Origin of the sequence: Roseibium alexandrii DFL-11, from assembly GCF_000158095.2 — a bacterium.
Taxonomy (GTDB): domain Bacteria; phylum Pseudomonadota; class Alphaproteobacteria; order Rhizobiales; family Stappiaceae; genus Roseibium; species Roseibium alexandrii.
The window spans coordinates 4,124,504-4,138,468 of sequence record NZ_CM011002.1 but is presented as its reverse complement, the minus strand read 5'-3'; the positions used below and the strand labels follow the sequence as shown (position 1 = coordinate 4,138,468).

The window sequence follows — 13,965 nt, the reverse complement described above, 5'->3', positions numbered from 1 at the left end:
TGCTCAGTCTACAACCAGCTTGACCGAAGTCCCTGCCGGAATTGCTTCGTTCGGGCTCAAATCATTCAAGATTGAGAAAAATTCCAGGCGCCGGGACGGCTCGACGCCGCTCATGCCCACGGCCACCTTGCGTGGCGTATCGCCGGCCTGAGTGGTCACCACCTTGATCCTCAGAGATCGCAGGCGCGCACGTTCAGTCGGCGTCAATTGCCGAAAGCTCTCAATCGTTCTCCGGAAATCTTGATCAAACTGATCCGTCGGAGACCGGCTTGCAAAGATGAACCGGTACCCGGTCTTGCCGATGCGGACAACAGCTATCCGGAAAGACCAGCCTTGTGTGATCGCAGCCCCCGTCACGGCTGGCAGACCACCAATGGTTATTTCGCGCACACTTTGCGGCAACAGTCCATTGATCCAACCGGACGTCATGTAATCGGCAAGGCTGGAATAGGTGCTGACGTCAGCCCCGTCAAACCGGATCGCCGTGCCGGACCCGTTGCTTGCAAGGACTGCTTCCGGCGAGTTCTCCAAAATATACCCGGACGGAACCGTGAAACCGATGCCAAGCGCCTTGTGCAGGAAGGACCTTCCACGCACAAACCCCTCAAGGGGGTCATCTCCATACAACATGCCGTCGATCTGGCTGAGGTACCGTGTGCGATCCCGCTCACCGATACCAGGAGCCCCGATTTGGCGCGCAGAGCGCACAGCGATTTGAAGCCGCTCGGGTGTAGACGGGTGCGAAGACAGGAAATCGGGCGCTGAACTGCCTTCTTTGCCAGCCGTTTGGTACTGCGCAAATTTCGCCATGGACCGCAGAAAGCGGGCCGCCGCGTAAGGATCAAACCCGGCTTTTGCCAGAGTTTTTACACCAATTGCGTCTGCCTCAAGCTCCTGGACCTGGCTGAAACGCGCGAAGGACAGTTGGGAGGAGACAATTGCCTTGCGCGCCACTTCCGTGTCCTGGACCACATCGGTCAGGATTTGATCTGCAAGCTCACGGGCTTCTGCCCGCTCTTGCCGTTTGATCGCATGATTGGCGGTCACATGAGCCATTTCATGTGCCAACACGGCCGCCATTTCGGACGTGTCATTGGCCAAGGCCAAAAGCCCGCGCGTGACGTAAAGATATCCGCCGGGAAGCGCAAAGGCATTGATCGCCGGCGAGTTTAGAATTGTAATTTTGTAGCTTTGGGACGGATCTTGAGAAGCAGCAACCAGACGGCCAACCACGCTGGCAACGGCCCGCTCTGCCCCAGGATCCTTGTAAACGCCACCATAGGTCGCCACCACTCGCGGATGTTCCCGCGCCCCGATGTCCGCTGCAAGGCTTGGCCGAAGAGTGCCAGGCGCGACAGTTCCAACCGACGTTCCATCGCCAAGCAATTGGCATCCGGCAAGCGCAAGGGCCGCGCCGGCAAGGACGGCCATGCGCAAACGCGCCTTGAAACGCATATAAAGCTCACCGGACACGCTACTTTTTGGAGCAGAGACCGGCAAAAAAGCCAAATTTTCAGTCCCGGTTTTGGCCGTCACGACCTGCCCTTTTTTGCTCGACAACAACCAGCTGCTCTGGATGAGACCATGCCATGAGCGGTCCATCTTTCACATCCAAAACACCGCGAATTTCGACAGCCTTCTGAGCAAGATCCTCAAATGACAATCCGATCTCAGAAAGATGCATGGCGATCGCGTCCTCTTCGCTACGCGCGATCGTCACGGTGAAATCCGTTTTCCAGTATCTTCCAAAATTCAGATAGCGGGTGCGCGGGGTTTTTCCAAGGGAAACAATACGGCCTTGGACAATCACATAGTCTCCAGCAGCTTTCAGCAGCAGGTCCGGATTGCCTGCCCAGTAAACCGGCGCAGCACGGTTCTGCCCCCACAGACCGCGCCCGGCCCGGCGCGCAGCTTGTTCACTGCTGCGAAGAAGCTTCGCACACGCACCAAATGAGGCTTGCGGCATGAAAATCGCCTTGCCCGCCGCCAGAAGTTCTTTTTGAAGCAACGCCGGAGCGGAGTTCGCATTCATCACGATCATGGCAGGTGTCATTTGCCAGCGGTTTTGTGGAGCAATTGGCAATGCCTGAAAACTGGATCGATTGACGGATGATCCGGCGCGCGGCAGGCCACTTGTCGAAACCTGCAAGACATCACTGGCGTGATATTGCTGCCCGGTAATGTCTGAAAACACGCCAGCCTCCTCGGTCTCAACGACCGGGACAGGCACTCCGTTTTCTAAGACACAGGAGGTAAATTCGGCATGAGCGCCGGTAGCAAGGAAGACAGAGAACGCGGCAACCACTGCACCCGTCCACAATTGTCGTTGCCAGCGAGCCACGACGCAGCGCCCTCCCTTGTTTCCGATTGCCCCACACTCGTGTTTTCTGACCTGAAAGACAGGAAAAAAACTCCGACAGCGCACCTTGCCAAATAACCTCTCATTCGGGCTAAGCGGAAAATACGGCGCACCTAAGACAGAAGCGGATTTCCGGTAGAAATATCTGCCGATCCGACCCCGCCTGCCTTTGCACTCGCCATCCCGGATAATTCATGATACTCGAGCAAATGATCGGCCCCGTAGCTCAGCAGGATAGAGCATCAGATTCCTAATCTGAGGGTCACAGGTTCGAATCCTGTCGGGGTCACCACTACTTAGCATGGTTTTGCCTATCCTGTTTTGCAGTGTGTTTTGCAGAATCTGTTTCTAAAACGTTCTCAAACTTGGCGATTGCGTTGTCGGCCATCGTCGATGTTCTGGCGAGATATTTGTCGAGAATGTCCTGTGCTCGTCGCAGGCAGTGGCCGGTGATCGATACGATCTCGCCAAGATTGCAGCCTGCCTGGAACAACATCGTTACAGTCGTTCCACGGATATCGTGGAAGTGCAGGTCCTCAATCCCGGCTTCCCTGCATGTCTTTTCCCATTGAAGGGCGAAGTAGCGTTTCTTGAACGCCTTTCCGGTCTTGGTCGTCAAAATGAGTGTTGAACGTTTGGGGAGGTGATCCAGCGTCTCTTTTAGGGCTCTGGTGCACTTAATTGTGACCAGGCGCCCTTCGATCTTGCCGCGCCGTGATTTCCCCTGGCGGAGCGAGATGCGCTCGCCATCATAATTGTTCCAGTTCAGCTGAAGCAGGTCTCCGCGGCGTTGACCCGTGTGCAGCGCGAGCACCATCGCCAGCTTCATTTCCGGGCTCGCCACTGCCATAAAAGCTTCGACATGTTCCGGCAGCCAAATCTTGTCAGAACGATCGCTCTGATAGGCCCGCTCGAACCCATCTAGGACATTACGTTTTAAGGGGCCGTCCCTGGTTGCCCAGGACAGAACACGAGCGAGAACTGTTACCCGATTGTCCGCCTCACGCGGTTTGGCTTCAGAAAACGCATCATGCCATTTGATGACCGCCCGTCGAAAAGCCTTGTCCTCCAAGGCCGGATAAGGGCATGTGCCATACTGATCTTCCCAGAACTTGAAAATTCTGCGGTATTCATTTTGTGTGGTTTCTGCCAGCCGTCGCCATTTGGCCGTTTGCTGAAACTCACGGATCAGCCCGCCCAACGTTCCGGCATCCCGTTGCCGACACTGCTCAACAGCTGCCGCGATGCTGCTTAAGAACTCCGGAGACCCAGGCTCACCTTGGAGCCGCGTATTTGTGGCGCGATGGTAATAGTAGGTTCGAACTTCACCGGTTGCGAGCCTGCGACGGATGATATTGATGCCTTTAAGGTGTGTCCGCATGGTTGGCTTCCCATTGCTCGAATGGCGAAAGCGGCGCAGAGGCTCTTGTCGATGGCTGGTCTTCACCGACGAGTTCAATTCTGCCGTCCGGATGCTTTATAACCCGGCCCCTTTTGAAACCCGCTTCTTTGACCGCTTTGAGGTAACGGGTTGCCTCTACTGTTCCGAGTTTCTGGTGACGCTGCGCCATTTTTTCCTGTCCATACACCGGCAAGCGACACGCGGAACTTAAGGTAGCTTTGCCTTTTTTCGATCTCCGAGCAATTCCTTGCTCGCGGAATAGATTGCCTTTTCGGCCTCGGTTTTTTGGTCTTCTGGCGTTTCTTCAAACCTTATGTCGCGAATACCGAACACCACAAAGGAGGCAATCCGTGTCAGCGAGACTTGAATGAAGGCGAACCGCTGTTCCGCCCAATCTTCCTCGTACGCGAACCTGTCATTGTCTTCGCTGCTTGCAATCAATCTTGCAAACAAGCCGTCAGCATCGAAAAAGATCCGGCAAATGTATTCCTTGTCCGGGTCTTGAAATGCTGACTTGAACCAGTCACTGACCTTCGCTTCACGTTCATAAAACAACTGCGAAACGAGGTTTGGTGAGACCCCGAGCGCACCCAGATGCGCGATCATGGTCACCGCCATAATATCAAGCTCCGAATACAAACGCCGCCGCCCCTTGCCGACACTGTCCTGACTAAGGCGCAGGATCCCCCGATTGGGATCTGTCCAATTCTGGAGCGTTTTCGCGCTCACAGCCGTGATGCGAATGACGTCCGCCTGGGTGTACTCAGGAATTTCAATGTCGACTCGATTACCCACACAAAAAACCTCGCATGAGGCTTAAGTGATGTCAAGATAAAACCTCAGGAGAGGCTTTTACGAGTTCTGGTCCATCGATTCCTTTAATGCAGGCTTTTAATAGCAGCACCGTCGAAAATAGAAGTTTCCTAGATATGATGCGGGCTGCAAATAATGGCTTTCGATATCAATAATCCGGCTTACCCAATTTGGCGTTTGATCCTAACAGCCTGGGCGTTTCACGAGCCGGTCAATAGTAGAATCAGACTGGTACTTGGAAACAATGCGCTTAAGAGTTCCATCTTGCCTTATTTGGCTCATGGCACCACGCCATGCAGCCAAAAAAACTTCGTCAGCTACCTTGGATGTGACTAGGAACATAACCTCATTGCGGAGTGTTGTTGCGACGTATAGATCGGATATGTCGTGTCCGAGCTCGACATAGATTCGTTCCGCCACCACTCTAGGAGATGCCCAAAGATCCGTCCGTCCCAAAGCCAGCATCTTGCCGTTTTGAATTTCGGTTTCGACCTCAATAATATTATTAAAACCGGCTGATTTGACGTCTTTCTTATAAGCGGTTCCACCCAAAAGACCGACGCGCAGCTTTTTGAAAACAGGTTCAGCCAAACCAAGGAGAGCTGGATCGCGGGCTAACAATACGAATTCACTTGAAACTTCAGGCAGGGAAGTCAGCCAAGTAAAATTGGATTCCCGATCACAAGTCCGGATAAGAGGGCCAGTGGCTACAGAACCTCCGCTTGCATTTACCAATATCTGAGCTCGGCTCCATGGCACAATCTCTACAGAAATTGGTTTACCCAGCCGTTGACCTGCTGCTTCGACGATCTCGGGAATAATACCCGATATAGAACCGTTCTCAAAAATGACATACGGCGGAAACTCGGACGTAACAAATCTTTCGACTGATTTGGCTTCCGGTGAGCAAACAAACAAGTAGGCAAAAAGCGTTACAAGAAAAACTTTCATCTGCTTGCTCCGCTAACGTAACGAGACATTGGTCTACATTAAAAGACGTTGTCATACTGAATTCAATGCCGAGGGCCCATGACCGATGAAAGGCATCGGTGCCTGTTGGTTTGTCGGCGCACCTTAGCGAGTGCGACGGTTTACCGATCCTGGGCACCGATTCAATTGAAATACATCAGGATCACGCCTTAGTCCCGTTACGAATTCATGGAGCAGAATTCTTATGTCGTCGGAGCATCAAAGCGCTCATTTACGAGAGCGCAATCGTAATCGCACTTAAAGACCCAGGATGGCTAGAACGCTCGACTCGTAAATGCCCTGCACTGAATTCTTTTAACCTGTTAGGCACCAGCCAAATAGGCCGGTGCCTGTTGATCCTAAGATTGGAGTAAGGCCGAGACCCGATCCGGCGTGAATGGCATGTGCCGCAAGCGGCGGCCGGTTGCCCGGTGGAAGGCATTGGCGATCGCTGCCGACACCATCGGCGTGCCGACTTCTCCTACGCCAACCGGCGGCGCATCAACCTCGGCCATATAGATCTCGATCGGCGGGATCTGGTTCGCCCGGGCGATTTCATAATCCCAGTAATTGTTCTGCACGACCTCGCCATTTTCGATGTCGATTTTTTCGCGCAGCGCCATCGAGATGCCGAAAATGATGCCGCCTTCGATCTGGTTATGTGCGTTGTCCGGAGAGACAATCAGACCTGCGTCGACCGCGGCCCAGAAGTGTTTCACGGCAATATCGCCCGTGGATTGATCCACCTCGATCTCGGCAACCCCTGCCGCCATTGAAGAGCTGTAGCCCGCAAAGGACAGCCCGAGGGCCCGGCCGTCCTGATTAGACCAGTTTGACATCTCGGCGACCTTTTCCAGAAGATGACGGCCGCGCGGGTTTTCGGCGACAAGATCCATCCGGAAGTCGAGTGGATCGCGGCCCGCTTGTTCTGCGAGTTCATCCATGAAGGCTTCAGCGGCAAAGCTTGTGTAGGCTGCCCCGATGCCCCGATAAGGGGCAAGACGGGCCTGCCGCGGGGTGATGATGTGATCGGCCCGGAAATCCTTGATCCCGTAGAACTTGCTCTCCGCACCGCGCATAGAGATCACATCATTTGGTTTGACCGCGTCCCATCGAACCGGATTGAAGAACCCGATCACCGTTGGCGTTGCTACCTTGTGGTGCCAGCCATCCAGTTTGCCGTCGGCCGTCAGGCCGGCCTCCAGCCTTTGGGCCGCAGCGGGACGGAATGTGCCGTTCTTGACATCGTCTTCCCGGGTCCAGATGACTTTCACCGGACGTCCAACCGCTTTTGAACTGAGCACAGCGTCGCGCACATAGTCTTGCGTGAAAGCTGTCCGTCGGCCGAAGCTGCCGCCCATGGTCATCATGTTGAGCCGCACCTTGTCTTGCTCAATGCCCAGGACGTCCATCACCGTCCGGGTTGTCCAGGATTGTGTTTGGGTCCCGGCCCAGACTTCGGCGCCCTGACCGTCAGCATCGACACTCGCAACGGCAGCCATCGGCTCAATCTGCGCGTGATAGGCGTAGTCGGACAGATAGAGCTGGCTGTAGGTCTGGTTTGCAGCTACAATGGCCGCTGGCGCATTTCCGTTTTCAGCCCATACAGCCTGTTCGGCTTCGGGATCTTCTGCAGCTTCGGCGTAGAGCCGGAGCGTTTCCTCGCTGTTGAAGGCACGGGCCGGTGCGTCCTCGCTCCAGGTCACCTCCAGCATGGACCGTGCGCCCAAGGCACTCCACAAGCTCTCTGCGACGACCGAAACGCCATCCGGCAGCGCGACGACATCCAGAACACCCGGAACGGCGCGCGCTTTAGCATCGTTGATGGACAAGGGACGTTCGCCCTCCACCGGGGCCCGCAAGACCGTGGCATAGGCAATGTTTGGCAATGCAACATCGATCGCAAAAACAGCTGTTCCGGTGGACTTTGCCACCACATCACGGCGCGGCACATCGTGGCCGATGATCCGGAACTCGGATCGCTCCTTCAGCGTGACAGCATCTGCTTCCGGGACTGACGTGCCGGCCGCGCCACGTGCAACCAGCTCGCCGTAGCCAAGGCGGGTGCCATCCGGCGCCACGACGGCGCTTGGCCCGGTTCGAAGTTCTGCCTTTGAAACGCCAAGCTCACGCGCGGCGATCTGCAAAAGGACGTCGCGGGCCTGGGCGCCGGCGCGGCGCATCGGGTCAAAATAGGCCTGCACGCCCGTGCTGCCGGCCGTGTACAGCACATTCCCAAACAGGGGATTGCCGAACCGGCGGTCATCGGCATTCAGCTGCTCGATCACAACATCATCCCAATTGGCATCAAGTTCTTCTGCCAGGATTTGCGGCAGGGTCGAGTAGCTGCTTTGGCCCATTTCCGTTGACGGAAAGACGATGGAAATCGTGCCGTCGGGCCGGATCGTCAGCCAATGATTGACATCCAGGGACGTTTCAGTGGAGGCCGCCGCACGCACCGCAGAAACACCGCCAAGACCGATGGCAAAGGACAAGCCTGCGGCCATTTTCACGAACCCGCGGCGGGATATGTTCAGAGCTTCATTCGCTTTGGTCATCATCAAGCCTCCTTCGCTGCCCGTTCAACCGCCTTGAAAATGCGGTTGTAAGTGCCGCACCGGCACAGGTTCGCGCTCATCGTATCGACGATTTCCTCGCGGCTTGGCTCCGGGTTTTCCGCAAGCAACGCAGCTGCACGCATGATCTGGCCGGACTGGCAGTAGCCGCATTGCGGAACCTGCTCTTCAATCCAGGCCTTCTGGACGGGATGCGACCCATCTTCAGAAAGACCCTCGATCGTGGTGACGTCAGCCCCTTCAACATCGGCAAGCGACATTTGACAGGAGAACATGGCTTCTCCGTCGACGTGGACAGTGCAGGCACCGCACATCGCTGCGCCACAGCCGTATTTGGTCCCTTTCAGATTGGCCGTATCGCGCAGGATCAACAGCAGCATTTCTTCAGGCGGATTGGTGTACTCAACGGGGCGACTGTTCAGGATAAACTTTGTCATTCCAAAATCTCCTAGATTGGCTGCGGTGTTGCGGCCTGGGGCACGACAAAATGCCGAACCACAGGACCGCTTTCGCGGATATCGAATGTGCGCACGCTTTGCTGCAAATCGGCATCATGACGCGTCACGCGGGCGTGTTGTTCCAGGTGCTCGGCCCAACTCGGCAGGTGGAAACTTTCAATCCAAACCTCCGGGTCCTCCACGCTCTGGTGAAGATCCCAGCGTGTGGCTCCATTGCGCAGGCGCTCTTTTGCGAAGATTTGAAGAGCGGCTGTAAAACCGGCGCGATCCGCTTCGGCGATCCGGTATTCAACCGTGACCATGGCACGCTGATCCATCGAACTGCTGGGATCCAACGCTGGAGCCTGCGGCCAGGCGTTTGCAGCGAAAAGATCCAGGGACTCCGCCTGCCCGACGTCCACCTTGCGCGTCAGAAGCATTCCGGCAATCAACCCCGTCGCCGCGATGAGAAGCGTGATCGGCACCGAAGTCGCAGTCGCAATCTGACCCCACAGAATGGATCCCAGGGCCATGGACCCGAAGAACCCCATTAGGAAAACGGCCAGACCGCGGGCACGGACCCAGTCGGGCAATGCCAATTGGGCAGACACGTTGAATGAAGTGAGTACGGCAATCCAGCTGAGACCACCAAGGAAGGCCGCAGCCATCAAGGCGAGGGGTTCTGCCGACAATGCGAGTATCGTCAGGGCAGCCGCTGTACCGAGCGTGCCGAACTGCACTGTCTGATTGGATGTCAGTTTACCCGTCAGACGCGGCAGAACCAGCGCGCCGGTGACAGCTCCTGCACCGATCAAGGCCATAAGCATTCCGTAGAGCTCTGATCCCCCGTCAGCCACACCCCGAGCGATAAGCGGCAACAAGGACCAATACGCCGATGCGAACACAAAGAAGGCGACCGCGCGGACTAGAGTTGCGAGCATCGGGCCGTTGTACCGGACATGACGCAGGCCAGTCGCCATCTCGGATAAAATGGATCCGTGATGGGTACGAGAAGGTGCAGCTTCGGACCGCCAGAAAACAAGAGCCGCGATAATCACCAGATGTGTGGCCGCATTCAGTGCGAAAGGTGCCGCCAGACCAACCCCGGCGATCAGGATACCGGCCAGCGCCGGTCCGATGGCCCGGCTGATGTTGATACCCATGGAGTTAAGTGCAATTGCTGGCTTAAGGGTTTCGCGCGGGATGAGTTGCGGCACGACCGCCTGCCAGGCAGGTGCCATGAAGGCCGCGCCTGTGCCGATCACAAACGTGAACAGAATCAACAAAACCGGCGTCATCTGCTCTTGCCACACAAGCAACGCCAACACAGAGATAACCCCAAACAACACGAGATTGATCGTGATCAGCATACGCCGTTTGTCCAGCCGGTCTGCCAAGGCACCTGCCAGCAAAGCAAACAGAAAGAACGGCAGCGTCGTTGCCGCTTGCACAAGTGTGACAATCGCAGGGCTGGAATTCAGCGTCGTCATCAGCCAGCCTGCCCCCACATCGTGCATCCAGGTGCCGATGTTGGAGATCAAGGTGGCTACCCAGAGCAACGCAAAGGCGCGATACCCAAATGGTGACCATGGGGATACGACCGGTTTGGCATCAGTGAGTGTCGACATGGCAAGCGGCCTGTTCCTGTTAAACGCTTGAGAACTTCGGTTATCTAGAGGTTCAGAATCGGATTACTGCGTTGCCGATCCGCTTTTGATCACCTCTGACAAAACACGCACCCGCATTCCGGGACGCAGGACCCCTGCGCTGTTTTCCAGAGTGGCCCAGACGCGAATTGTCCCGGTATCAGGCTCCACCCAAACGGCTGTCGCGGTGGGAACAAGCCCGCGGGCTAGAAGTTCCCCATCAGTCGTCATGACTTGCAAACGGACAGTTTGAAGAAATTCGTCGGCGGTAGAAGCCCCGGATTCCTTCATTTGGCGCAACCGGATTTTATATGGAACTTCGTAGACAATCTGGACTGGGTCCAAATTCACGATTTGAAAGATCGGTGGGTCTCCGGAGCTGAACTCCAACAATGCGCCCACTCGAACTCTAGGATCTTCGACGAAACCGGCAATTGGCGCTCGGATCACGGTATCGTCGAGCGACGTACGAGCAAGTGAAAGCTCCGCGCTTTTAGCGCGTTGAGCCGCCTCGGCCAACACGAGATCCGTCTTCGCTTCCGTAAGTGCAACATCTGATGCAGTTCCGGATGTCGTGAGGCGTTGTATCCGCGCCAACCTTCCGTGAGCCTGCTCTAACAGTGCATTCGCCCGCGCAAGCCTGGCTTCCGAAACAGCAACCTTCAGCTTCGGCACATCTTGCTGCAGTCGCGCAAGTACCGTTCCTGCATCCACAGAATCCCCTTGCGCTACCAGTACTTCGGCAACGATTCCCTCAGCGCGGCTGTAGACATCGGCTTGATGAACAGCCTCGACCTGACCATCGAACTCGAGCGTTTCAGCATCCGCAGACACCATCAGGCCAATAGTGCAGAGCGCTGCCAGTAGCAGAGCGCGACCCTTGCCAATTCCATGCATCCGAAAAACAAGCATGATTTTCTGCTCTCCCACACCAAAGGCCTATTCCGCAGCGACGAGCGATGACCCGCTTAACCGGCCTTTAGACGCACCTGGCGCACCGAAGACGGGGACGGGTGACCAGTCAGGCAGTTCGGGGAGCGGGGCCGGGGCGTGTTCGGCAAACGGACCTTTGGCGTGGACGATGTTGCCGCCCGAGAAGGTCAGATCAGCTTCGATTTCAATGATCTCGTCCTCCGGGATCACGAAATAGTCACGATCTAGAACCGCAATGTCTGCCAACTGACCGGCCTTGATCTGGCCTTTCTTGCCCTGCTCCCGGCTGAACCATGCCCCGGCCGCAGTCCAGTGCTGAAGCGCATCCTGCCGCGACAAGCGGTTTTGGGCCTGCCAGATAACATCACCGCCACGGCCCTTTCCGGACACGGCCCAGTGGATCGCGAGCCACGGATTGTACGACGACACCCGCGTTGCGTCCGTGCCTGCAGCAAGCGGCGCACCGGAGGCCATCATCTTCTTGACCGGCATGACGTCGTTCAGTGCAGCTTCACCATAGCGGTCGCGATAAGCCGTAGCCTGGAACGCGATACGGTTCTGGTAACTGATGCCGCCGCCCAAACGCGTCACCCACTCCATGGTGCTTTCGGAAATGGTCTCACCGTGATCGAAGATCCAGTTGAGCTCCTCAAGACCTTTGTCGCGCCCAACCTCTTCCAAAACTGTCAGCAGGCGATGTGCACTCTCTTCGTAAGTGCAGTGGAATCGAATTGGCCAACCGTTTTCCAGGAGGAATTCCAGTACCGGCCGCAAATCCCCCTCCATGCGCTTCGGCAGTTCGGGGCGCGGGTAGGAAAAGTCTTCGAAATCGTAGGCCGATGCCACGAGCATTTCGCCCGCACCGACGCACTTTAGATAGTCGTTGCCCTGGTCCGGTTTGACGATGTCGTTCCAGCGCTTAAAGTCATCGAGTTCAAACAGTGGCCTCTGCGCAAAAAGCTGATACCCAATGCGCACGGTCTGCTCGCCGCGCTTGTTCAGTTCTGAGATAACGCCGTAGTCATCCGGATAATTCAAAAAGCCGCCGGCGCAGTCGAGTGCCGAGGTTAGGCCAAGCCCGTTCAGGGCCCGGAAATAGTGCTTGGTCGACGTGATCTGCTGCTCGAAGTCGAGCTTTGGCGCCATGTCGAGCAGAGCGTAAAGCGGCTGCGCGTTCGGGCGCGCCATGGCCAGGCCCGTGGGATTGCCCTGATCGTCCCGCTCCAATCGGCCGGAGACGAACGGCTCATAAAAATGCTTGTCGATGCCAAGGGCACGCAGCGCCGCCTTGTTGAGCCAGGCCCGGTCATAAAGGTGCAGAACGTAGACCGGCACTTCCGGCGCGGCAGCATTGATCTCGTCAATGGTCGGAAGGCGCTTTTCAGCGAATTGATCGGCCGACCAACCACCGACCACCCGGATCCACTGACCCGCAGGCGTGCGTTGGGCCTGGGCTTTCAGCATTGCCAGACCATCGGCCAGGGACGGCACATGGTCCCACCGCAACTCCATCGCAAAGTTGTTGCCCTGACGTATGATGTGGGTGTGGCTGTCAATCAGGCCGGGGATGACACGCTGACCATTCAGGTCGATCACCTCGGTTCCGGCGATCTTCAGCCGCAGAATACCGGCATCGCTACCGACCTCCAGGATCAATCCATCCTTGAGTGCGATGGCCGTTGCTTCCGGTTGTTCCGGATCCATCGTTGTGATCTTGCCGTTAAAGAGGATCATATCCGCCATCACCACACCTTTCGATAATCATCCAAAGAGAAGACCGTCCCGGCATCCGCCGGGACGGAAAAGACTTGCCGGGTTACTCGGCTGCGATACCAGCCTCGGAAGCGTGTTCACCAAGTGCCCACTTTGAGAAACGGACCTGGATACCGTAAGGCGTATGCGTTTTGAGGATATCCATGACACCGTCATAGGTTTCTCCGCGAGCCCAATCCTGCTGAAGCTCGAAGATGAACTGCAGTGCATTCATCGGCACCGCGCCGGCCTGCATAAGACGGTTCATTGCGCGCTCATGCGCTTCGGGTGTGATGTCGCCGCAGGCGTCGGCAGGGATGTAAACTTCGTAACCTTCTCGCAGCAGATCCAGTGTAGGGAACATTACGCAGGCTTCCGTCCAGAGACCGGCCAGAACAATTTTTTTGCGGCCAGTGGCCGCAACAGCCTTGCGGAAGTTCTCATCCACCCAAGAGTTGATGGATGTGCGGTCAACGACCTCTACTTCCGGGAACAAATCGGTCACTTCCGGCATGAAGGGGCCGGAAAAGCTGTCTTTGGCAACTGTGGAGATAACGGTCGGCACGTTGAAAAGCTTTGCACCCTTGGCCAGGATCTGCACGTTGTGCATCACTGACAAACGGTCGTGGCTCTCAACGCCCTGATACATTGCCGGTTGAAAGTCAATCAGCACAAGCGCTGCATTTTCCGGGCTAATCATTTCATGTTTAGACATGGGGTAAGTCTCCTTCTCAGGTATTGCTAGAGGGGGGCGTATCTTTCGCCGTGGCATTGTCAGATTTCGCCACGGAGAACGACTTGGAGTGAAGACAGTTGGAAAGCACATCGTTGTGGCCGCGCACCCACTGGACGGCGGCTTCGCCTGCCAGCATGCCCAAAAGGCCAAGCAGGGCGATGATCGGCGGGGCGGGCGAGCGCACGGCAATCAGGCCGTAGATCACGCCGATTCCGATGCCGGCGGCCAGTGACAGGACATAAGGTTGCCAGGTCATTCGCTTTGTTCTCCTGAGGCGGGCAGCTGAATGCCAGAAACCCCGCCTTTCACGTAGTTGTACGTATGTTCCTGGAGCATAAGTGG

13 protein-coding genes and 1 tRNA gene are annotated in these 13,965 nt (G+C 56.4%); 1 reads left to right on the top strand and 13 read right to left on the bottom strand.

Features of this window, described 5'->3' with window-relative positions; genetic code table 11:
• Positions 1–3: 3 nt before the first annotated feature.
• Together SADFL11_RS19115 and SADFL11_RS19110 are read right to left on the bottom strand one after the other, a co-directional pair.
• Positions 4–1,455 (bottom strand): M48 family metalloprotease, encoded by a 1,452-nt coding sequence (locus SADFL11_RS19115; RefSeq protein WP_040452628.1) that lies wholly within the window; start codon positions 1,453–1,455, stop codon positions 4–6.
• A gap of 58 nt (positions 1,456–1,513) precedes the next feature.
• Positions 1,514–2,194, bottom strand: a complete 681-nt coding sequence (locus SADFL11_RS19110; protein WP_134853085.1) for a hypothetical protein — start codon at positions 2,192–2,194, stop codon at positions 1,514–1,516.
• A 380-nt stretch (positions 2,195–2,574) separates the two neighbouring features.
• Between SADFL11_RS19110 and SADFL11_RS19105 the strand changes: the two genes are divergently transcribed.
• Positions 2,575–2,651, top strand: a tRNA-Arg gene (locus tag SADFL11_RS19105).
• Here the strand turns inward: SADFL11_RS19105 and SADFL11_RS19100 are convergent.
• From SADFL11_RS19100 to SADFL11_RS19050, 11 genes are all read right to left on the bottom strand, one after another.
• Positions 2,652–3,740: a tyrosine-type recombinase/integrase gene (locus SADFL11_RS19100; RefSeq protein WP_008190951.1), complete on the bottom strand. Its 1,089-nt coding sequence runs from the start codon at positions 3,738–3,740 to the stop codon at positions 2,652–2,654. It abuts the tRNA gene before it with no gap.
• A complete protein-coding gene (locus SADFL11_RS19095) occupies positions 3,724–3,930 on the bottom strand; it encodes a hypothetical protein (RefSeq protein ID WP_008196394.1) in 207 nt (68 codons plus the stop codon). Before SADFL11_RS19095 ends, SADFL11_RS19100 begins: the two co-directional genes overlap by 17 nt.
• A gap of 38 nt (positions 3,931–3,968) precedes the next feature.
• Positions 3,969–4,556, bottom strand: coding sequence for a MerR family transcriptional regulator (locus SADFL11_RS19090; protein WP_008189705.1), 588 nt, complete (start codon positions 4,554–4,556; stop codon positions 3,969–3,971).
• 201 nt (positions 4,557–4,757) lie between these two features.
• Positions 4,758–5,525, bottom strand: a complete 768-nt coding sequence (locus SADFL11_RS19085) for a substrate-binding periplasmic protein (protein WP_008190402.1) — start codon at positions 5,523–5,525, stop codon at positions 4,758–4,760.
• 377 nt (positions 5,526–5,902) lie between these two features.
• Positions 5,903–8,104 (bottom strand): xanthine dehydrogenase family protein molybdopterin-binding subunit, encoded by a 2,202-nt coding sequence (locus SADFL11_RS19080; RefSeq protein WP_008193986.1) that lies wholly within the window; start codon positions 8,102–8,104, stop codon positions 5,903–5,905.
• The gene (locus SADFL11_RS19075) at positions 8,104–8,556 is read right to left on the bottom strand and encodes a (2Fe-2S)-binding protein (RefSeq protein WP_008195912.1); all 453 of its coding nucleotides are present in this window, start codon (positions 8,554–8,556) and stop codon (positions 8,104–8,106) included. The genes SADFL11_RS19080 and SADFL11_RS19075 overlap by 1 nt, the downstream gene beginning before the upstream one ends.
• Positions 8,557–8,567: 11 nt before the next feature.
• Positions 8,568–10,184, bottom strand: a complete 1,617-nt coding sequence (locus SADFL11_RS19070; protein ID WP_008189360.1) for an MFS transporter — start codon at positions 10,182–10,184, stop codon at positions 8,568–8,570.
• A 63-nt stretch (positions 10,185–10,247) separates the two neighbouring features.
• The gene (locus SADFL11_RS19065) at positions 10,248–11,114 is read right to left on the bottom strand and encodes an efflux RND transporter periplasmic adaptor subunit (RefSeq protein ID WP_040451097.1); all 867 of its coding nucleotides are present in this window, start codon (positions 11,112–11,114) and stop codon (positions 10,248–10,250) included.
• Positions 11,115–11,141: 27 nt separating this feature from the next.
• Positions 11,142–12,878 carry an amidohydrolase gene (locus SADFL11_RS19060; RefSeq protein WP_050776012.1) on the bottom strand — a complete coding sequence of 579 codons (1,737 nt, stop codon included), beginning with the start codon at positions 12,876–12,878 and terminating at the stop codon, positions 11,142–11,144.
• A 73-nt stretch (positions 12,879–12,951) separates the two neighbouring features.
• Entirely contained in the window at positions 12,952–13,602 is a 651-nt protein-coding gene (locus SADFL11_RS19055; RefSeq protein WP_040451099.1) for a hydrolase, read from the bottom strand.
• Between the two features lie 16 nt (positions 13,603–13,618).
• Positions 13,619–13,879, bottom strand: a complete 261-nt coding sequence (locus SADFL11_RS19050; protein ID WP_008188779.1) for a DUF1427 family protein — start codon at positions 13,877–13,879, stop codon at positions 13,619–13,621.
• Between the last annotated feature and the right edge of the window lie 86 nt (positions 13,880–13,965).

Excerpts from the sequence above, each read along its gene's own strand:
- SADFL11_RS19115 (WP_040452628.1), bottom strand. The coding sequence starts at position 1,455 with ATGCGTTTCAAGGCGCGTTTGCGCATGGCCGTCCTTGCCGGCGCGGCC.
- SADFL11_RS19100 (WP_008190951.1), bottom strand. The coding sequence starts at position 3,740 with ATGCGGACACACCTTAAAGGCATCAATATCATCCGTCGCAGGCTCGCA.
- SADFL11_RS19095 (WP_008196394.1), bottom strand. The coding sequence starts at position 3,930 with ATGGCGCAGCGTCACCAGAAACTCGGAACAGTAGAGGCAACCCGTTAC.
- SADFL11_RS19085 (WP_008190402.1), bottom strand. The coding sequence starts at position 5,525 with ATGAAAGTTTTTCTTGTAACGCTTTTTGCCTACTTGTTTGTTTGCTCA.
- SADFL11_RS19080 (WP_008193986.1), bottom strand. The coding sequence starts at position 8,104 with ATGATGACCAAAGCGAATGAAGCTCTGAACATATCCCGCCGCGGGTTC.
- SADFL11_RS19075 (WP_008195912.1), bottom strand. The coding sequence starts at position 8,556 with ATGACAAAGTTTATCCTGAACAGTCGCCCCGTTGAGTACACCAATCCG.
- SADFL11_RS19070 (WP_008189360.1), bottom strand. The coding sequence starts at position 10,184 with ATGTCGACACTCACTGATGCCAAACCGGTCGTATCCCCATGGTCACCA.
- SADFL11_RS19065 (WP_040451097.1), bottom strand. The coding sequence starts at position 11,114 with ATGCTTGTTTTTCGGATGCATGGAATTGGCAAGGGTCGCGCTCTGCTA.
- SADFL11_RS19060 (WP_050776012.1), bottom strand. The coding sequence starts at position 12,878 with ATGGCGGATATGATCCTCTTTAACGGCAAGATCACAACGATGGATCCG.
- SADFL11_RS19055 (WP_040451099.1), bottom strand. The coding sequence starts at position 13,602 with ATGTCTAAACATGAAATGATTAGCCCGGAAAATGCAGCGCTTGTGCTG.
- SADFL11_RS19050 (WP_008188779.1), bottom strand. The coding sequence starts at position 13,879 with ATGACCTGGCAACCTTATGTCCTGTCACTGGCCGCCGGCATCGGAATC.